A 20,834-nucleotide genomic window follows, 5' to 3' on the forward strand; every position below is an offset into this window, starting at 1 on the left:
AAGAGTCGCATATTATGGCAATATCATCCACCATTCTTCCTATTATGAGCGAAAATTGTAAAAAAAGTTTATGGATGATTGTTAGCAAGCCATTATGCTTTTTACATATTCATAAATTTATATCCAACCCCCCATACGGTTTTGATAAACATCGGCTGCTTGGAATCCTGCTCTATTTTCTTGCGCAAATTCCCTATATGCACGTCGATGGCGCGGTCGTTCACGAAGGAGTCAAATCCGCGTACCGCGTTGATCAGCTCCTCCCTGCTGTATACCTTTCCGGGGTTGGCTACGAACAGCTTCATAATTTCAAATTCGGAAAACGTCGTATCGACGTGCTGTCCGTTCACATACAGCGATCTTTTCTCATAGTTCAAAAAGATTTGGTTTGATGCGACGCTCTCTGCTCCAGGATTTTTGATTTGATGATTGTAATACGTTCTTCGGATCATTGCCGCTACCTTAGCCGACAGCTCCCTCATGCTGAACGGCTTGCATAAATAATCGTCGGCGCCGGCATGCAGCGCGTTCACCCGGTCCATGACCTCGGTTTTCATGGACACGACGAGAATGGGAACCGTCGATATTTTGCGGACTTCTCCGCACAATTGAATTCCGCTAATATCAGGCAGCACCATGTCGAGCAGTACAATATCAGGATCGAACTCTTCCAAAAGTCTCAGCGCCTCTTTTCCGCTCTCGGTGCGGTGAACCGTATAGCCTTCTTCGGATAAATACATGGAAAGCATGTCCCCGATAATAATGTCATCTTCAACAATAAATACTTTGTGCATGAACGCTCACCTTTTAGCAAGATAAATGAAGTTAATTTTTTGAATTGTAAATCTTTTGCTCAAACTTTCCTTACATTTTAGGATTTCTTTCCCTACTCGTTCCAGCCGTTCAAGGAAGCCAGAATATCCGTAAGCTCCCGCTCGAGCCCTGCAAGCTCCTGCTCCCATTCGCTGTACGCTTCTTCCGCAAGCTTGGCATCCATGGCAGATGCGAGCTCGAATAGCTGATCCGCCGCCAAATTGCCGGCAACTCCCTTCAGAGAATGGATGCTTCGCCGTACGTTATCGAGCCGTCCGTTCTCCAGCTGGGTGCTCAGCTTCTCCGTAAAATGGCGGTATTCCATCTGAAATTGATTAAGGATATGTATCAATATCGGCATCCTGCCGTTCAACCGGTGCAGTACACGCTCCAAATCCATGCCGTGAACCTCAGGGAGCTGCTGCTGTCCGTTCCTTTCACCATCGGGTTTCGTCTCTTCCGGCTCTGGAACATCGGGGCGCTCCCCTGCTGCCTGCATTCGTACGCCCGTCCATTTGTCCAGCATCCGGGCCAATTCCTCCACATCGATAGGCTTGCTCAGAATATCGTTCATCCCGGCTTCGAAGCATAGCTCCCGCTCCCTGGCCATCGCACTGGCGGTCAAGGCAATAATGGGAAGGTCGTCATAGCGGCGGTCTGCCCTGAGCCTGCGAACAGCCTCATATCCATCCATCTCGGGCATATGAATGTCCATAAACAGAAGGTCCCATTTCAATTGCTCGGCATAATGTAATGCTTCCCTGCCGTCACGCGCCACCGTCACTTCGAACCCTTCACTCTGCAGCAGCTCAACGGCCACCTGCTGATTGATCTCATTATCTTCAGCAAGCAGGATTCGTCCCCGGCGGCAAGCCGAAGGAGGTCTCGGCTGCGTGGCAGGCTCGGGCGCCGGAGCCTTGATACCCGGCGGTGCTTCAAGCACAGACCGGATCGCTTGCGATAGTCCCAGCCGGTTCAGAGGCTTTACCAAAATATTGTCCGGCCGCTCGTGTTCCTGCATCCGAAGCAGCTCTTCCCTGCCGTAGATCGAGGTCATCGCAATGGTTCGGGTATCGACGGATTCAGCCGTTTCCTTCCATTCAAGCCAGGTCTCCGGGCCGTACATATCCTCGGCCTCCATATCGAGCAGAACGGCATGAACAGGGTTATGCTTACCGCAGGCGGCCAGCAGCCTGGCTCCTTCAGCCCATGAAGCGGCACATAGAACTTCGAGCGCAAGCGAACCAAGCAGCTCCTTGAGCTTGCTTCGAATGAAGGGATTATCCTCTACGACAAGAATCCGGTATGCAGATGGACCGGCCGTAAGCTCCAGCTTCTCATTCTTCGCCGAGGCAACCCTCTCAAAGTACAGCGTGAACGTAAAGCAGCTCCCTACTCCTTCCTTGCTGGTTACGGAGATAGAGCCCCCCATCATTTCCACGAGATTTTTGGAAATGACCAGACCGAGGCCGGTTCCTCCATATTTCCTGCTGGTCGATCCGTCCGCTTGCGAGAATGGCTCGAACAGCTTGCTCAAATGCTCCTTTTGAATGCCTATCCCTGAATCGGCGACAGAAAATGCGATAAACATCCCTCTACTGTCCGCTTCCAGCAGGGTCAGCGTGATCGTAATGACACCTTGCTTGGTAAATTTAATGGCATTGCTGCACAAGTTAAGCAAAACCTGCTCCAGCCGGAGCGGGTCCCCCATCAGGGCATCCGGAAGCTCCTCCGGAGTGTCGATGATAATATCAATCGGCTCTTTTCCAAGAAGCACGCTCATCATATCCGATAAATTGCGTATGATTTCGTGTATATTGAAGCATACCTTTTCCAATTCCAGCTTCCCTGCCTCCACCTTGGAGTAATCCAGGATGTCATTTACAATCCGAAGCAGCGTGTTGGAGGAGGCCAAAATTTTATGGCCGTATTCTTTCTGAGCCGCACTCATTTCCGTTCTCAGCATAATCTGGGCGAATCCGATAATGCCGTTTAACGGCGTACGGATTTCATGGCTCATCCTGGCCAGGAAGAGGCTTTTCGCTTCATTGGCGTCATCGGCCTCCTGCTTGGCCTGCAGCATTTCCGCCCAAATCCGGTTGTATTCCGAGATATCCCGGGCAATGACGGAATAATAAACGACCCTTTGGGATTTATCCCTGTGGGCTACTACAATAAGAGACATGGGTACCTTCCGGCCGTCCGTCGTGACGATATCGGATTTCGTTTCCCAATACCCCTTATCGCGCACCCGGTGCAGCCCTCTGATATAAATTCGGAAGGTGCCGTTATCCAGATACTGCCTGGCTTCCTTCGTACGCTCGTCCAGCTGCGGAATGCCGATAATCTCCATCCCCGCCGGATTCATATAAAATATATTTCCTTGCGTATCAATGGAAGCGATTAAGTCTTTGGCCGCGTCTAAGATGCTTAACAAGCGGTTGCGAGTATCCTCGGTCTGCTTGTACAAGCGAATATCGTGCGCAATGCCGACGTAACCGGTCACCGATCCATGCTGGTCCCGCATGGGACTCACGTTCAAATTAACAGGAAACCGGGTCCCGTTCTTATGAATATATGTCCATTCGTAATCCTTCGGATCATGTCTGGGCGATTTGGTCAAAAACACGGATATATCCGGCTTAACCAAAACTCCGAGCTCTTCGGTCAGACGCTTCGCGCGTTCCTCCAGCTCTTGCCGGTCATGCAAAAGAAATACGCTCTCTTTAATAATAACCTCGTCCGCGCTGTAACCTAGTATCGTCTCTGCTCTGCGGTTAAAATAGGTGATCTTGTAATCCGTATTAATAACGATTATAGCGTAATCATTCTGATTAATAATCGCATTTAACCTTTCGAACAGGTTGCGGAGATTATCCACCATCCCGTTTACCGATTGGGCCAGTGCACCGATCTCATCCTTGGAGCGGAACAAAACCGGACTCACCTTCAGATTGCCGCCGGCTACATTTTCGGTGACGTTCAATATTTGGCGAATACGGGCAACCATTTTGTTCAGCAAGTAGAACATGATGATGCCAAGGATAATTTCTGTAAAAATTACGCTAAGGACCGTGCGCCAAAAAAGAGATTGCAGCGGCTTCTGAAACGATTCCATCAGCACGCAGACCGCCATGTACCATTTGGTCCCGGGCACCTCGGAATAGAAGATAAGAGCAGGCTCTCCCTTTACCTCGGTCTCGACAAAGCCGTGGCGGTTCTGAACGAGCTCCGGGACAATCGGCTGAAACGGAGAATCCGAATCCAGCACGTTGGAGTGTAAAATTTTGCTATGATCCGGATGATAAATGATCGTACCGTCCCTCTCGAATAACACAGTAACGTCGGACGGCCCAACCATATAATTTGTGAAGCCGTTGAAGACCTTGTCTGTCGGAAGATCCGCTTCCAGTACTTCCTTAATTTTGTAATCATTATCGAAAATAGGAACCTGCATCGTAATAATCAGCTTTCCATCCGTACTGCGAACAAATGGATTGGATACGATATCATTTCCTCGCAAAACCTCGTTAAACGTAGCCTCATCCGCAATATGCAGCGTCTCCCCGCTGATCATCCTCAGCTTCCCCGACGCATCGCTGATGCCGAAAGAGGTAAACATCCCTGTCGACCGGTCCCTCTCTCTCAGCAAATAGTCCAGCCGATCCTTATCCTCGCCGAACCGAATCAGATCGCTGTGGCTGATCACCTTCACTTCAGCCAGCCGGTTCGATATCCAGGTGGTCAAGTCTTGCGCTTGCGTTTGGACCTTGGCCCGGGAATTATCCTTGAGCGATTGAAAGATGGTCATCTTGGCGGCATTGTAATTGCTCCATCCCACCAACGATAACGAAATGCTAGTAATAAGGAGAAACAGTACGCTAATCCGTACCCTCAGCGACGCCCTCATAGCTCCCCCTTCGTGTGACAGTATATTTTGAATGTATGGTATGGATTCTATGATAGTTTCATTATAACCCTGCCCCGCGTTTTATCCTACAGCCGCAAGCGATTTTCGACAACAAATTCGGTAACTTTTTCTAATGGGGGTAAGGCAAATCGCGGGGGAAATAGAGAGGACCGGACCTCCCGCCGGGGGCGCGAGGTCCAGTACGCAAAACGAGGCTTAGAGGCTTAGCAGGCCCAGATCCAGCTTTTAAGCGTATGAAGATCATCCAAAGCGGCTTGATACAGCTTCTCGCGCTCTTCTCCCGGTCCTGTGCCCTCGACGAATTCCAATGTGTAGGAGCCCTGAAAGCCGGCCTTCTTCATAAGCTCTAGCTTCCCGGCGATTTCTTCCGGATTGGAGCTTAACCGCCGGAAGGTTTGGCCTCCATAACGGTATTGAACATGCGCGTGAGTAATCGCCGGGCCCAAATGCTCGAACCAGTCCTCCAGCGGCCCCAGGCAGTGGAACGGATGGATGATCGCCTCACAGCGATCCATAGCCTTCATCGCCGCTGCCGCCGCCCGCGGCTCCTCCATCACGGTATTCGGATGACACTCGCACAATAGACGGCATGGCTCGGGAAGCAGCCGGACCCATTCATTCCAGTTGCGGATATACGTGTCCAGCATGCCCTGCTCGCGTCCGAAATTGAACTTGACCACTTGGGCGCCCAGCTTGGCGATAAGCTGCGCAGCCTGCCGACGCTCTTCCTCCGCCCCGTCCTCGAACGACACATACGAATTATAGACCGATACGGGCATCGCGGATGAGGCCAGCCGTTCCAGCTCGGCTCCGCCGCATAAAGCCGCATGATTCTCCCACAATTCCAAACCGTCAAACCCGTCCTGCTTCAGGCGCTCTATCCACTCGCTGACAAGATAGGAAGGCTCCTTGCCTGCAGCCCAGCGATTTCGTTCAAGAAGTATCGTGCCGAAATAAACCTCACCTTCATGACGTCTCATCTTCTTATTTCATCTCCCTTGGTTAGCATGCCTTATCCCCGATACTTCTTCCTGTGCCTCCCATTTTCCTTCTTGCCGTGCTTTATTCCTTTCGATCAGGCTATCGCGGCATCGAAACAAGAATAAGCCTTCAATCCCGAATAGGAACTGAAGGCTTACGATTATGATTATGATTATGATTATGATTAGAGTTACAGCTGTACGGCGTCTTCCTTCACTTCAGCTCCGAGCACGACGGAGTCTTGCGTAAGGGACGGTATTTGAGTGCAGCGGATTTGCTCCGAGCCTTCTCCCGTAACGTGCAGGAATACATCGTGGCGGCCCTTGGACACGACTTGCTCAAGCTGCAAATTCCGGCTGTTGTGAACGCGGACGACCGGCCCGTTCTCCGGTACGACGGTCAATTCGCGCATCGAGATGTTCTCGGCATTCGTACACTCGATCGCCTGCTTCGCTTCGATGGATACCCGATTCAGATGGATGGAGCGAATCGGCATCTCCGGCAGGCCTTTCAGATGAATGCCGACCTCTGCACCCGCACAGACCGTATCCTCAATGAAGATGTCGCGGAATTGAGGCGTGCCTTCATTGATTTCTGCACGGGCATCGGGATCTCCCTTGACTTCATAGTACATATTGAAGGTAATCGCTTCACGGGCGATATCCTTCATCCGGATATTGCGAATATAGATTTGCTCTACCGTTCCTCCACGGCCCCGGGTGCTCTTGAAGCGGAGCCCGACATCCGTTCCGATGAACGAGCAGTTCGAGACGAGCAGGTTGCGTACGCCTCCTGACATTTCACTGCCGATAACAAATCCGCCGTGACCGTGGTACACGGTGCAGTCGCGAACTACGACATATTCGCAAGGCTTGCCCAGCTTGCGGCCCTCCTCGTTTTTACCCGATTTGATGCAGATGGCGTCATCGCCGACGTCAAAGACGGAATGAGTAACCTCCGCATAGCGGCATGATTCCAGATCCAGGCCGTCGCCGTTCTGCGAATACCACGGATTGCGAACGGTGATATTGCGGATCGTGATGTGCTCGCTTACCCATGGATGCAAGCACCATCCGGGCGAATTCTGGAACGTCGGCCCGTCCAGCAGGATGCGGCTGCAGCTGCGCAGGCTGAGCAGCACCGGGCGCAGATAGGATTTCACAGGCTCGTAATCCTGGATGGACGTTGATCCCTGCTTACGCAGCGCTTCGACTGTCGCGGCCCCGTTCATGGCGGCTTCCGTCGGCCACCAAATCTCGCCGTCCGCGTCCACCGCTCCGCCAGAGGCAAGCAGCTTCTTCCATTGCATGTCCGTCATCTTGAAGCGTTTTACCGGGCGCCAGGCATCCCCCGAGCCGTCGAAGATTCCGTGACCGGTAATCGCGATATCCTCCAGCTGCTCCCCGTACAACGGAGACATGCAGCGAACCGACGGCAACCCTTCAAAATTCGATTCGATCAGCGGGTAATCGGAATAGTTCGGGCTGAAGCGAATGACAGCCCCGTGCTCCGTATGTAAACGAATCCGGCTCTTCAGGACGATCGGCCCTGTCAGCCATACTCCGGAAGGAATGATAACCGTTCCTCCGCCCGCAGCAGCGCAGGCCTCTATTGCGGCTGCGATCGCTGCCGTATTCATAGTCACACCATCTCCGCAGGCTCCGAAATCGGTGATGGTTACGCTTCGTTCCGGTATATTCGGAAGCGCAATTTCAGGCATGTCAAACGGCGCTTTACCATCGCTGCCAACGGCTGAATTTGCAAACTTGTTCAATGCAGTTTTCCTCCTAATACAATGTAATTACAGAGCAATGCCTCTTTCATTCCGGTATATCATAGCAACGGATACCGCTATCCACAATAATCTCTATCTCAGTATTTATCCAAATTAGAGCAAAAACCGGGCCGTTATCGGGCTTTTGACCGATTCCCAGCAAGCCATGCGGCTACTGGGGTTCCGGCCGCTCCAGCCTTTCGTGATGCGTATAAACATTAAAAGAATCGCCGCGGATGAAGCCTACCACCGTGATTCCCAGATCATCCGCGAGCTGAAGGGCAAGCTGCGTCGGAGCCGATTTGGATAACAGAACGCCCACCCCGATCTTGGCGGTCTTCAGCAGTACCTCGGACGAGACGCGTCCGCTGAACACGAGCACCTTGCCTTTCAGAGGAATTCGGTGCTGCAGGCAGTGACCATAAATTTTATCCAAGGCGTTGTGCCGCCCGATATCGGAGCGGACGACCAGCAGCTCCTCCGTGCTGGCAAGTGCCGCATTATGGACGCCGCCCGTGCTGCGAAAGTCGGAGGAGCATTGCTGAAGCTCGCGCATTAATGCAAGACATTGCTCCGCCTTGACGGTCATTCGGGAAGTTATCGTTTTGGCCGTCCTGGCATCGTTATGGAAATAAAACTGACGGCTTTTGCCGCAGCAGGAGCCGATAAATCGTTTGTTGTACCAATCCTTGCCCGTATTTTGGGGAGCTGCAAGCTCCACATCGGCAAAGCCGCGGTCCGCGTCCAAGGACAGCCTGCGGATCTCCTCCACCGACCGGATCATCCCTTCCGAAGCCAGAAATCCGATAACCATATCGTCCAGGTCGGAGGGGGAGCAGACGATCGTTGCGAATTCCTCACCGTCCACCCTGACCGTCAGAGGATACTCCGCAGCCACCTCGTCCTCCCGCTCCTGCAGCCGGCCTCCATCATACTTCAATATCTTCCAGCCCGCCGTCACCGATTTCTCCATGCTCCGTCACTCCATTTCCGTCTCCAGCTCCGCAATCCGTTTCTCCACATACCGGGTATCCTTAAAGGCATGATACGTTTCCGCTTTCTCGACCACGGCCGCAATATTGTATTCCGGTATCCCTGCATGAGGCTCATAGACCCCTTTGGGGATCAGGCTGTTGCCCTCAGGCCAATGTACCTCGATATTACCCCTCCGGATGGGTACCGACTTGCATCGCCCGTGCATCAGCCCATGACGGTTATAGACCACGACGGCGTCTCCTGCCCGCAGGCCGATACTTCCGGCGTCCTCCTCGTTCATAAGCACATCATAACGGTCTGCGTTGTTGAACGGATCCGTCTCGCTATAGATCATCGAATTAAACTGCTTGCCGCGGCGTGTCGTCACCATGAAATGCCCTTCGGGCTTTCGAAGCTCCGGCAGCTCAATCGGGAGCAGCTGCCCGCGGCCGTCCGGCGTCGGACAAATCCCGTCCTCGCACAGCCAGGCTCCGCCCCATTGGAAGACGTCCCCCCGGTTCGCCAGATGCTGAATGCCGTCATAGTAGGGCACCGCTCTGGCGATCTCCTCCCGGATCTGCTGCGCTGTGGCAAAGCCCACCTTCTGCTGGTGCTGCAGGTCCACCCGGGCCGCAAGCTCGGCATAGATCGCCCATTCGGCGCGCGCTTCTCCTATTCTCGGCCCGTCGATCTCGGGAGAGAAATAGACCATCCGTTCCGTCGAGGTGGACGTGCCCCCTCCCGGCTGCTCGTACCGGGTCATCGCCGGAAGCACAAGGACCGCTTCACGTGCCTCCGCGAGCGTGGACGTATTCAGCACGATATCCTGATGGACGCGGATATCGATTTGCTCCAGGCACCGCCTTATAAACTCCGGGTCCGGCATCGTCTCCAGGAAATTACCGCCGGACGTGTAAAATACTTTGAGTCTCCGCTCGTGATCCTCCGGCAGGAGCGCATTCTCTAACGATACGCCTACGATATCTCCCTGCCATTTGGGCAGCTCGAAGCCCCACAGACGCTCCATGCGCTCGATATCTCCGGGTTTAAAATCCCCTCCCGGCAAGCTGAAGGGATCGGCGCCCATCTCGCCGGAGCCCTGTACCCCGCTATGACCGCGAATCGGCATCAAGCCGCAGTGTTCTCTGCCGAGAAACCCGCGGAGCAGAGCCAAATTCGCAACCTGTGATATATTATCCGTACCGAAGCGGTGCTGGGTCAGCCCCATGCTCCAGACGAATACCGCTGAACGGGCACCGGACAGCAGCCGGGCAAATTCAAGCATACGTTCCCGGGTTAGCCCAGAAGACTTCTCCAGCAGCGCCCAATCCTTCTTCAAGACATGCGTCTTGAGCTCCTCGTACCCCTTGGTGTGCTCCTGCACAAAGGCATGATCGACAGCGCTTCCCGGCTGCTGCTCCTCCATCTCGAACCAATGCTTCATGACCCCGTTCATGAAGGCGATATCCCCGCCGATGTTCACCTGGTAAAAGTCATCGGCCAGCTTCGTGCCAAACAGCGCCGATTCCGGGATAGACGGAATCCAGTACTGCTCCATGGAAGGCTCGTAGTAAGGATTGATCACGATAATTTTCGTGCCTTTTCGTTTGGCAGCGTACATATATTTGGTCGAGACCGGCTGATTATTCGCCGCCACACTGCCCCAAAACACCAGTACATCCGTGCCGATCCAATCCTTGTAGTTGCAGCTGGATGCCCCTATCCCAACGGACCGCTTCAAAGCCGTTTTGGACGGGGAGTGACATATTCTGGACGCATTGTCAATGTTGTTCGTACCCAGCAGACGGGCTACCTTGGCTGCCGCATAATAGCATTCGTTCGTAATCCCTCGTGCCGTCAAATAAAACGCCAGCTGCTTAGGGTCGATCTCCCTGATTTTGCCGGCAATCGTATCTAGCGCCTCATCCCAGGATATTCGGGAGAATCGGGTCTCTCCTTTGCGGCGGATCAGGGGATAAGGGATTCGGCCGAGCTTGCGCAGCGCCGTGCTGTCGAGCTTCTCCAGCTCTCCGATATCCTGATGCAGCACCTCCGGACGAATGGCCGGCATCGTATTAAGCCGCAGTACGTTCAGCCTTGTTGTGCACAAATGCGGCCCTTCAAGCGTTCGGTCGTATAAACCGGATACCCCTAAAGCGCAGCCATCACACACACCCTGAGTTAAAATGCGATAGGCATAAGGCAGCTGATCGCGGTTCTCCCACGCAATCTTCATAGTCTCCTTAATATGATGCGGCTTTACCTGTCCAAGCCCGAACGGGGCCTTGCTGACCCACAGCCTGGGATCTGGCCGCTTCGGCAGCCGAATCGGACCGTTATGCTTCGTTGTTCCCATATGGATTCCCACCTATGATCTTGTTATTTGCAGCCTATGAGCCGGCAATGAAAAAACCGCAGCAAACAGCCTCTCTTTTTACATCTCATAAAAAAAGAAGTGTCTACTGCGGCGGTTAGTCTTAAGCAGGTTCGCTGCCAAGTGCCAACGGCACATGATGAAATTATTTTACGGCAAATTTGCTTTGAATGTCCTGATCAAATACGAAGATAGACATTCCAAAATCTTTTTCCAAATCAATATCGACGAACAGTTCGAGAAATTTAGCTCCGAGCAGCTGCTCCATCTCCACCGGAGGATTGTTCTTGTACATCTCCTTCACCATTTCGGTTCGCGCGGTGCGCAGAGCCTGCTTGCCATCCGTCCCGGAAGCAATAAACTTCTCTACAGGTGAAAGATTGCCGTCCATCTCGCAGATCGCCCAATGCTTGCAGAAGGTCGTGCGGATTTCACGCGGTCCTTTGCCCATGTGGCGTTTTCGAAACGCTTTCACTAAATTGCTGAATTCCGCTTCGGTTTTGTTCATACATGGATAACCTCATTTACTTATCTTCAACCAAATTTTATCACGGAGGCCGGCTTTGTTCAATCCCAATACAAATTCGGCTCCCCGCTATTACAGCGCATGAAGCCGATTCCGCATTTCATCTATTTCGATTCCTAATGGAGTTCTTACCTTCTATACGAGAGCTATTCCTGAAACGATTACTGAGCATACTCGCTCTTTCCGGAATCACCCCTAAATTGCTGCTTTAAAGGGATCATCGATTCGTCCGGAACGTAATATTTGAACGGATTATCATCAATCACACCCAGCAGCTGCTTGCGGATTGGCGATGCATCCTTTAAGAGTTTTTCCGATGCAGTTCGATAATCAATGGGCCGCATCCAAATCGGACTGTAGCCTAGAAACAGCTGTCTCCGTGTAAAGCCGGAACGGTTAGGCGCACCGGCATGCCACAAATTTTGCGGAAAAATAAACACATCGCCGGGATTGCCGCAGATTTGGACTTCCTCCTGAAGCATATCGTCCACATTTTGCGAAACCGGCTGAAACGGCCGATTATGAGAGCCCGGAATGATCTTGGTGTTGCCGCGATTAGGCTCGGACATATCGCTTAGGATATAGCATGTTTTAATATAGTAGGTGGACGTAACCCCGTTGATTTTGGGAAACTGAGGATGCGGGCCATCCTGATGCCAGTTAATAAAGCTTTGTGATGCTGTTTTCTCATCCTGCGGATTCGGCTTGCGGATGGTCAAATGCGATATATGCAGCTGAAGATTAGGGCCCAGCAATTGAACCATGAGCGGAAGCAAAGTCGGCTCGTCGATCAAGGATGCGATTTCTTCGTGACGCTCGACACTGTTATAGATGTTATAAGCAAGGGCCTCCGGTTCTTGCGCAATGATTCCATCAATGGCTGCATTTAACCGCTCGACCTTCTCCGGTGTCAACACATTGCGCAGCACCAGATAGCCCTGATCCTGGAATTGGTTCACAAGGGCTTGCAAATCTAAGGACGACGAAGTCATGGAATAACACTCCTCTTTTATTATCATTTGCGAAAGGGAGCCGCGGGGCTCCCGCCTCATACAGTCCAATGGCTATTTTAAATACCCGAGATCCTTAAGCTGCTTCTGTGCTGCATCCATATAAGCTTTATAATTCATCGACGATTCGAGCGTTTTGAGGAAGCTATCATATTCACTTAAGGGTCGTTTGCCGTAGATAAACTTCGCCAGCTCTTCTTCGATATACCGGTTCGCGTCTGCCGCATTATACCCGTTCGGATAATCGACGAAGCCGTTCAGCGCTTGAATTCGCGGCTGCTTGTTGGCAAACTCGATAAAAGGAGCCTGCTTGGCGAACTTAACCTGCAAATATTCCATTTCCGGCCGTCCAGTGAACTGATACAACCAGAAGTACCCGCCTTCCTTGTTCATCAAATCCGTCGGAATGACCTTCGAGCCCTCCATGTTGTAATGCTTGCCTTTAACGCCATATTGCACGAGCAAAGATCCTGTATCCTTGGTAGATACATAATTAAGCAAATCGAATACCTTCTGCAGCTTCTCCGGATTTTTCTCCAGCGTCTTGGGTATGGCGAACAATCCCGCCGTTTTCCCGATATCCCATGAGCTAGCCACCTGGCCTCCAGGCCCTTTCACCGCATCGACCTGAACCCAGTTCGCATTCGGATTCACCGCTTTAATCTGATCTACGAACTGATCCTTCGTCATATTCGGCCAGTCAATATAAATGATCCCCGCCTGCCCTTTGATCGCCTTTTGCTGGTGCTGCAGCCCGGAGTTCGCCATCAGCTCGGGATCTACCGCACCCGATGCCGTCAGCTTGTTAATGAACGTAAGAGCATCCTTCATAGCAGGGTCATACAGCGAATTGATCAGCTTATTGTCTTTCACGTAGAGGCTCGGGACATTTTCGGAGAACCCGATTCCATAAGCGCCGAAGATCGTATTGAATGCTCCGAATTTACCGCCAGTGATCCCAATCGTGTCCTTTTTGCCGTTGCCGTCCGGGTCTTTCTCCACGAATGCTTTGGCAGCCTCGAACAGCTCATCGGTCGTCTTCGGGATCTGCATACCGAGCTTATCGAGCCAATCCTTACGGATAAAATACGTATCGTACGGGATTTGAGGCGTTTTGGAGACGGCATATACTTTGCCGTTCATCGTCCCTTTTTTCAAGCTTTCCGCCCCTATAAAGTCTTTGACTGTCTTCAGCTTCGAATCCATATACGGCGTCAAATCAAGAAGCAGGCCTTGATCGGAAAACTGCTTCAGCTGCTGACGGTCTACCATGAACAAATCGGGGAAATTAGCGGAGGCCATTCGGACATTGAGCTGATTCTTATAATCGTCCCCGGACGCGTATACCGTCAAATTCAGATCCGTTCCGAGCACTTTATCCAGCTCCTGCTTAATGATGTCCTGATCGGGAGCCGGCAGGCCATTCGCATTCTCGATAATATCCAGCTTGACCGGCTTCCCTGAAGAAGCCGCAGCGGGCGCATCCTTGCCTGCCGCCTGCTGTGCGGGCTTCGCCGTAGACCCGCTGTTACATCCAGCCAGAACGCTGCCGCCGACAATCATCATACTTGCGGAAACAATGAGCGCCTTACTTGTTTTGGTCAATGCCATCCCCTTCTTCCTTTATCTTTGATTAACCTTTGACAGAACCGAGCAGCATGCCTTTGGTAAAGTGCTTTTGAATAAAAGGATAAATGATAATAATAGGTAAGCTCGCCATAACGACCGACGCCATCTGCATCGTTTCGGTAGGCAGCATGTTCTCCGCATTTTCAAGCGGCTGCTGCGTGAGCATCAACAGCTCGCGGATAATGACTTGAAGGGGGAACAAGGTGCGGTCGGTGACATACATGATTGCTTGAAAGAATTCATTCCAATGCCCTACCATGTAAAACAAGCCAACCGTAAGCAGTGAAGGAACCGATAACGGGACAACCATCTGCATCAGAATGCGAAATTCCTTCGCTCCGTCCATCCGGGCCGATTCGAATAGCTCCTCAGGCAGGTTTTCAAAGAAGCTTTTCATAATAAGCACATTGAAGCTCCATACCGCATTGGGCAAAATCATAGACCATACCGAATCCAGCAGGCCTAGCGATTTAACAACCAGGTAGGTCGGGATCAGCCCTCCGCTGAAAAGCATCGTGAATACGACAAGCAGCAGGAAGACTTGACGGCCGGGCAGCATTTTGCGGCTAAGCGGATAAGCCATCAAAATGGTCAGCGCAAGATTAATCACCGTTCCTACTATGGTAATGTACACCGTCACCCAGAATGCGCGAGGAATAGCGGACTCGGTCAGCAGCTTCTCATAGGCGGTAAACGTCGCCGACTTGGGGAGTAAAATGAATCCCCCGTTCTTAAGCACCTCTGAAAAAGGGGTGATCGATACCGAGAAAACATACATGAGGGGAAATATGGCAGCCGCGCCCGCCAAGCCAAGCACCATGTACACCAGTACATTGATGAAGCGATCCTCGAAGCTTTTTACCATATCCCTTCCCCCCATTTCTTGGACAGCTGATTGGAGCCGATAACCAGGATCATGCCGATCACGGACTTGAAGAGCCCTACAGCGGCACCCAAGCTAAAGTTCAGCTGCTGCAGCCCGGTTCGGAACACCCAGGTATCCAAAATATCCGCGACCTGATACACTTGAATGTTATACAAAATATAAATTTGGTCGAAGCCTGCATCCAGAATGGTGCCAAGCTTTAAAATAAGCAGAAGCACGATAACGTTGCGAATCCCTGGAATCGTAATATGCCATATCATCCTCAGCCTGCCGGCACCGTCCACTCTTGCTGCCTCATACAGCGTCGGATCAATGGCCGTCATCGCCGCCAAATAAATGATGGCCCCCCAGCCGAGGTCTTTCCATATTTCAGAGCCGACCAGTATCGTCCGGAAATAATCCGTAGAGGTTAAGAACCCGATCGAGCTGCCTCCCGATTCCACTAGCCAGCGGTTGACGAGACCCGAGTTTTGCGAGAATAAAGCAATCAGTACCCCATAAATGATGACCCAGGATAAAAAATGCGGCATGTACGTCAACGTTTGAACGACAGTCCTGAACCAGCGCACCCGGCATTCGTTAAGTAACAGCGCCATGAGAATCGGGGGTACCGTTCCGAAAACCAGCTTATACAGGCTGATGAGTGTCGTGTTCAGCAAAAGCTGAGAAAAGTGTGGCGAGTTGAAAAACGTTTGAAAATGTTTGTACCACGGATCCGCCCATGAACTGCCGACAATCCCCTCCAGCATATTGAAATCTTTGAAGGCGATAATGACGCCGTACATCGGGAAATAGCGGAATACAATGTAATACAGGACCCCCGGCAGCAGCATGATATAAAAAGCCCGAAACCCCCATATCCTTCGGCGAAGCAGCTTCAGCCCCTGTTCCTTTTGCTTTATCATCTGTACGTCTTTTATCGAAAGCTGCCGCTCCACAAGATCACCTCCTCTTCATTTTGTATGCGTTTTCTTCTACAAAATTAAGTATACCGACCTGTTCTCAGAGGTTCTATACAGTGATCCTGCGAAACTGTCTCAATTCTTGCAAACGCTTTAATTGGTATGTATATAAGCCGGAATTTCAATCCGAATCAAGGTGCCTACGTCAGGCAAGCTGGCGATACGCAGCCCAAATTGTCCCCCGAAATGAAGCTGAATCCGCTCCTGCACATTCATGATGCCGATGCCGGTAAAGCGGTGCTTGCTGGGCGCCTTTTTGCGTTCGGAGAATACATTCTCCAGCTGATCGGAGTCCATCCCCACCCCATTGTCGCGAAGATAAACAATAAGCCGTCCGCGCCGCAGTTCCGTGCGGATTCGGATCATCCCCTGGACCTTTCGCGGAGCTAAGCCATGGAAGATGGCATTTTCCATTAAAGGCTGCAGGGTCAGCTTTAAGATGCTGCAAGACAGCGTCTCAGGAGCAATCTGCATTTGAAAGGTAAACTTATCCCCGTAACGCACCGTTTGAATGTGAGCATACATCCGGAGTCCTTCCAGTTCTTCCTCCAGCGACACGAATTCACTGCTCTTGTCGAAGCTGAACGACAATAAGCCGACCAAAGAACGAATCGTCTCCCGCACGGCATCGGTTTTTTGCTGCTTGGCCAAGCTGCTTATGCAAGCAAGTGTATTATATAAGAAATGCGGCGCAATCTGGCTTTGCAGCATCTTGAGCTCGTACTGTTTCTTGCGCTGCTCCATTTCCTTTGTCTCTACCAGCAGCCCATGGATCCGTTCCATCATCGCGTTATAACTCTTGGCCAGCCGCCCGATCTCATCCTCCCGTTGAACGGATATGCTCGGCAGCACCTCAATATCGCGGACACGGTCCATTTTGGCTACGAGCATACGCACCGGATAAGTAATATAGCGGCTCATGATATAGGAGCTTATCAGCAACAGCAGAATCCATACCGCTGCAGCCGCCCTATAGTTGTTGTATAAACTAATGATGTTTTGATAAAAATAACGGTCTTCGATAAAAGAAACAAAGTACCAGCCAAGCTTATTCATCCCTGACTTGACAGCGACAAGCTTACTTCTTGCTCCATCTATTTCTGTCACACCTACAGGCAAATCCCCAACCTGTTCGATAAAATCGCTGTTCAGATCCGGCGGAAAAACCTTCGTATTGTACGGCAGCAGATCATAATAAAACATCGGCCAGCTCGTATCGTATGTATTGACCACGTGATTTTTATTCGTAATAATCGTAAAGGTTTGATTCTTGGAGCTCATGAGCTGTAATAGCATGGTCGTTAGCCTCACTAAATCCACTTCCACGACAGCCATCCCTTTCAATTGATCGCCTGCTTTGGACCTAATAGGAAATAGGAAGGCGACCGTCTTGCCTGATAACGGAGATTCATACGGCTCGCTGATCATGACACCGTAATTTTTACGGGCTTGCTCGTAGAGCTGAGCAAGATGCGGATTGCCGATAATATCGTAATAAACCTGGGTGTTGGACAGCACTTTACCGTCTGAACGTACGAAATATAAGGTTTTGTACAGTGTGCTGTTATTGGCTGCATAGGTGCGCAGTACATTGACTGCCTCCTCCTCTTGCCCGGGTTCGAATAGATCCTCCCGTGCCGAAAGCAGGAGAAGAATGTTTTGAACATTGTCCAGATAGGCGTCCATATAAAGGTTCGTACGGTCAATTATCACCTGCGCGTCGGACAGCACCTGCTTCCGGAACAGCTGCTCCGCATCGTGTAAACTGTTCCAAGCCAGCAGCCCGAACAGCACCAGGGTGCCGCTAAAAAGAAACAACGAATGCTTCGTCGCTATGCTTCTGCTTCGAAACCATTTCAACAATCGTTTCATTCCCCGGCACCGCCTTTCTTATATTCCGTTGGAGAAACGCCAGTCCGGCTGCGGAAAAGCACAGAAAAATAGCGATAGCTCGGAATCCCCACTTGCTCGGCAACCTCGTATACTTTCAGGCTTGTTGTTTGTAACAGATGAATGGCTTTGTCGATTCGCTTCATCGTCACATATTCATTGAACGACTCGCCTACCTCTTCACGGAATAATCTGCTTAAGTAAAAGGAACTGAGCCCTACCCGTTCCGCGGCCCACGTTAATGTAATCGGTTCTGCGATATGATTGGAGATGAGCTGTATCGCTTGTGCCACTTCTTTGCGATACTTCAGCTTCCCCCGGTTTTCCACCTCCCGAATGACCATCGACAGGAGCTCCGAAGCCGTTCTTGATGCTTGCAGCTTCTGGATAAGCTCCTGCTGTTGAGCGTTATCTCGCTCCCCCATCCATTCTTTCCGGTTGGAGATCAGCCACGACTTTAAGCCAGCGGGCTCAGGCCTTACTTGATTCACCCATTCCGTTAGCCGTCCCTGGCAAAATTCGATTAACAGCGCCTTATCGGCCGCTGTCTGTCTCATAAGCTCCGTCAGCATTTCAAAATTTAACGCATTGGATAGGGTTCCATCTACAGCCGATCGGCTGATTGATGGCCGGATCGTTCCTGAAGCCGCTGACATTTCATAAACAGCCCCCCCTGTATCATAGAAAACAGCCGTGGCTGGCAGCTTGGTAAGCTCAATGGCAGACAGCAAGTCAACCCCGGATGAAATGCTAGGCCCAATGACGGCATAGAGGCTTACGGCTTCACTTAAATAAGAGGCCCGCACATCGATGGCGGATTGAAGCCGCTCCAGCCACTGCCTGGTTGAGAGCAGTATGGTCGTCCCTGTTTCTGGGGCAGCCCGCTGGATCCATATATAATCCGTCGGTCCAAGCGTTATCCAACGCCAGCACGGATTGTCACGGTCATCGGTAAGCTCCCGCTCACTTAACAAAGACTGGAGCTCATGATGGGCGAACATTTCCTCCTGCGGCCGGACACTGACATGCAGACGGATAATCCTTATTGGCCATAAGACGCTCCAGCTTTTTAAAATGGCATCTATCGCTTCCACCCGTTTTGGTTCTTTGCCTGTGCTGCTTAACAGTCTTGTCAGCTCCCAGCGCTGCCTGTCTATCTCATTGCGCCTATAATTGTACTCCCGCTGAATAGCTTCACGGGCTTTATTCAGCACATGCTCCAGTTCCGTATCCAGCAGGGATACTTTGATCAAATATTCTAAAGCCCCCAGCTTCAATGCTTCCTTGGCATAGGCAAAATCACTATGACAGGTCAAGAGCACAACCTGCGTCAGCGGAAACTCCTGCTTGATCCGCCGAAATAAGTCCATACCATCCATAACGGGCATCGTAATATCTGTAATCACCACATCGGGTCTGAGCTTACGGCACAGCTCCAATGCTTCTTCACCGTTTTCCGCTTCCCCTACCAGCTCGGCAAGGCTGTTGTGCCATGGAAAGAGCCGGAGCTCCTCTCTTAACGGCAGTTCATCGTCTACCACTAACACGGTTAACAATTGCGATGGATGCATCCGCTATCCCTCCCAAGAAGACGCTTACAATCCAGTAGTGATCTCATCATAGCATATCGATTTCGGAGCACCTATACAGTAATCTTGTAAAAAAGTATAAAATGCTGTTGAGCTTCACAACTCTTTCATTTCACGTATTAAAGCAGGACAAATTCGAAGATATCAGTTCTATTTTTTCTAATAGATGCGGCCTGTCTGCTTTGGACTTCAGTATGAAAACAAAGCGGCTTTCTTCAAGCGTAAGGAAGCTGCTGTTGTTTCTATCGCCCAATGTTGGAAGACTTTGTGCCGTGAAATCTGTATAGGCACGTGCTACAATGAAGTGGCTCAAGAGAGCCCGGCAGGATGCACAACGAACCGGGCATGAGCAAACAAACAAAACTATCAGGCCGAAGCTTTCTATGAAAGCACGGGGGACCCATTCTATGGGGTGAAGCCGCGTCTTGCGGCAGGGTGCTTGCTCTTTGACCCGAATCCGTCAGCTAACCTCGCAGGCCGCGAAAAGGAGAGGATTTTGTTGTTGAAAGGTTTTAAGAAAGTTGTCTTGACAGGTGTACTGGCCCTTAGTCCAATCATCGGCGTTAGCGCCGTTTCCGCCGCACCGGCGAATACTGTGTCTGCTGGCGATTTGTCTCAAATCACTCAACAGTACGGAATCGATCTGAATTCCTTGCTGCAAGGCCAAGGTCAGAATCTAGGAAATATTGATTTGAATTCCTTGTTGAAAGGTCAAGAAGGAAAATGGCAAACGATTGGCTCCGGTAATAACCAAGGGCTGGCAGGAATCATCTGGAAAAACTTCCCTAACATGAACTTTAATTGCAACCCTGGTCAAGGTCAGGACCAAGGTACTACAGGCAATACGGACTCCGGCTCCGGTTCCGGCACTGTAGATAACGGCTCCGATAACGGTAGCGGTACTGCAGATAACAGCGGAACTACCGAGAACGGCACTACGAACAATGGCAGCGGAACAGAAAATAACAGCGGTTCCCAAGAAGCTGTAACGGATTCTCAATCCGCCTTCGCGGACCAAGTCGTTACTTTGGTGAACCAAGAGCGTGCCAAAGCAGGTCTTCCTGCATTGACTTCCGACAGCAAATTGGCGAATATGGCCATGGATAAAGCTAAGGACATGTACAGCAACAACTATTTTGACCATACTTCCCCAACGTACGGTTCTCCGTTTGACATGATGAAGCAATACGGAATCAGCTACACCTATGCAGGTGAAAACATCGCCAAAGGCCAACGTAACCCTGAAGAGGTTATGAACGCTTGGATGAACAGCGCTGGTCACCGTCAAAACATCATGAGCCCTAACTACACCAAAATCGGTGTTGCTTACTACAACGGCGAATGGGTACAAGAATTTATCGCGAACTAATATTTCTTAGGATTTCACAGCCCTCGGCGCTTCATGCACCGGGGGCTTTGCCGTACATAGAGATCTTTTTTTTGCCAAGCGCCGAACCATTTTGAAACCGCTTGCATATACATAGAATAGACCCC

At 51.1% G+C, this 20,834-nt stretch carries 14 protein-coding genes and 1 riboswitch; of the genes, 1 reads left to right on the forward strand and 13 read right to left on the reverse strand.

Going from position 1 to position 20,834, the window contains the following annotated elements; translation table 11 throughout:
• Positions 1-101: 101 nt before the first annotated feature.
• The 13 genes from GGC63_RS02990 to GGC63_RS03050 all read right to left on the reverse strand — a co-directional run bounded on the left by GGC63_RS02990 (position 102) and on the right by GGC63_RS03050 (position 19,322).
• Positions 102-794 (reverse strand): response regulator transcription factor, encoded by a 693-nt coding sequence (locus GGC63_RS02990; RefSeq protein WP_192701038.1) that lies wholly within the window; start codon positions 792-794, stop codon positions 102-104.
• A gap of 92 nt (positions 795-886) precedes the next feature.
• Positions 887-4,723, reverse strand: coding sequence for a response regulator (locus GGC63_RS02995; RefSeq protein ID WP_192701039.1), 3,837 nt, complete (start codon positions 4,721-4,723; stop codon positions 887-889).
• Between the two features lie 224 nt (positions 4,724-4,947).
• Positions 4,948-5,724 carry a TIM barrel protein gene (locus GGC63_RS03000; protein ID WP_192701040.1) on the reverse strand — a complete coding sequence of 259 codons (777 nt, stop codon included), beginning with the start codon at positions 5,722-5,724 and terminating at the stop codon, positions 4,948-4,950.
• Positions 5,725-5,915: 191 nt separating this feature from the next.
• Positions 5,916-7,499: a glycoside hydrolase family 28 protein gene (locus GGC63_RS03005; protein ID WP_225947875.1), complete on the reverse strand. Its 1,584-nt coding sequence runs from the start codon at positions 7,497-7,499 to the stop codon at positions 5,916-5,918.
• Between the two features lie 172 nt (positions 7,500-7,671).
• Positions 7,672-8,472 (reverse strand): formate dehydrogenase accessory sulfurtransferase FdhD, encoded by an 801-nt coding sequence (gene fdhD, locus GGC63_RS03010; protein WP_192701041.1) that lies wholly within the window; start codon positions 8,470-8,472, stop codon positions 7,672-7,674.
• 6 nt (positions 8,473-8,478) lie between these two features.
• Complete coding sequence (locus GGC63_RS03015; RefSeq protein ID WP_192701042.1) at positions 8,479-10,830, reverse strand: FdhF/YdeP family oxidoreductase; 2,352 nt, start codon at positions 10,828-10,830, stop codon at positions 8,479-8,481.
• A gap of 163 nt (positions 10,831-10,993) precedes the next feature.
• Positions 10,994-11,356, reverse strand: coding sequence for a DUF2294 domain-containing protein (locus tag GGC63_RS03020; protein WP_192701043.1), 363 nt, complete (start codon positions 11,354-11,356; stop codon positions 10,994-10,996).
• A gap of 179 nt (positions 11,357-11,535) precedes the next feature.
• On the reverse strand, positions 11,536-12,366 hold the full coding sequence (locus GGC63_RS03025; protein WP_079908517.1) for a phytanoyl-CoA dioxygenase family protein: 831 nt from the start codon (positions 12,364-12,366) through the stop codon (positions 11,536-11,538).
• A 72-nt stretch (positions 12,367-12,438) separates the two neighbouring features.
• Positions 12,439-13,995, reverse strand: a complete 1,557-nt coding sequence (locus GGC63_RS03030; RefSeq protein ID WP_192701044.1) for an extracellular solute-binding protein — start codon at positions 13,993-13,995, stop codon at positions 12,439-12,441.
• Between the two features lie 22 nt (positions 13,996-14,017).
• Positions 14,018-14,878 carry a carbohydrate ABC transporter permease gene (locus GGC63_RS03035; protein ID WP_079908515.1) on the reverse strand — a complete coding sequence of 287 codons (861 nt, stop codon included), beginning with the start codon at positions 14,876-14,878 and terminating at the stop codon, positions 14,018-14,020.
• On the reverse strand, positions 14,872-15,732 hold the full coding sequence (locus GGC63_RS03040) for an ABC transporter permease (RefSeq protein WP_412973847.1): 861 nt from the start codon (positions 15,730-15,732) through the stop codon (positions 14,872-14,874). Before GGC63_RS03040 ends, GGC63_RS03035 begins: the two co-directional genes overlap by 7 nt.
• Positions 15,733-15,954: 222 nt before the next feature.
• Positions 15,955-17,733, reverse strand: a complete 1,779-nt coding sequence (locus tag GGC63_RS03045) for a sensor histidine kinase (protein WP_192701045.1) — start codon at positions 17,731-17,733, stop codon at positions 15,955-15,957.
• Complete coding sequence (locus tag GGC63_RS03050) at positions 17,730-19,322, reverse strand: response regulator (protein ID WP_192701046.1); 1,593 nt, start codon at positions 19,320-19,322, stop codon at positions 17,730-17,732. Before GGC63_RS03050 ends, GGC63_RS03045 begins: the two co-directional genes overlap by 4 nt.
• Before the next feature lie 377 nt (positions 19,323-19,699).
• A riboswitch (cyclic di-AMP (ydaO/yuaA leader) is annotated at positions 19,700-19,834 on the forward strand.
• 8 nt (positions 19,835-19,842) lie between these two features.
• Between GGC63_RS03050 and GGC63_RS03055 the strand changes: the two genes are divergently transcribed.
• Positions 19,843-20,709: a CAP domain-containing protein gene (locus GGC63_RS03055; RefSeq protein WP_192701412.1), complete on the forward strand. Its 867-nt coding sequence runs from the start codon at positions 19,843-19,845 to the stop codon at positions 20,707-20,709.
• Positions 20,710-20,834 lie beyond the last annotated feature (125 nt).

It is taken from the genome of Paenibacillus sp. OAS669 (assembly GCF_014873645.1).
Classification (GTDB): domain Bacteria; phylum Bacillota; class Bacilli; order Paenibacillales; family NBRC-103111; genus Paenibacillus_S; species Paenibacillus_S vulneris.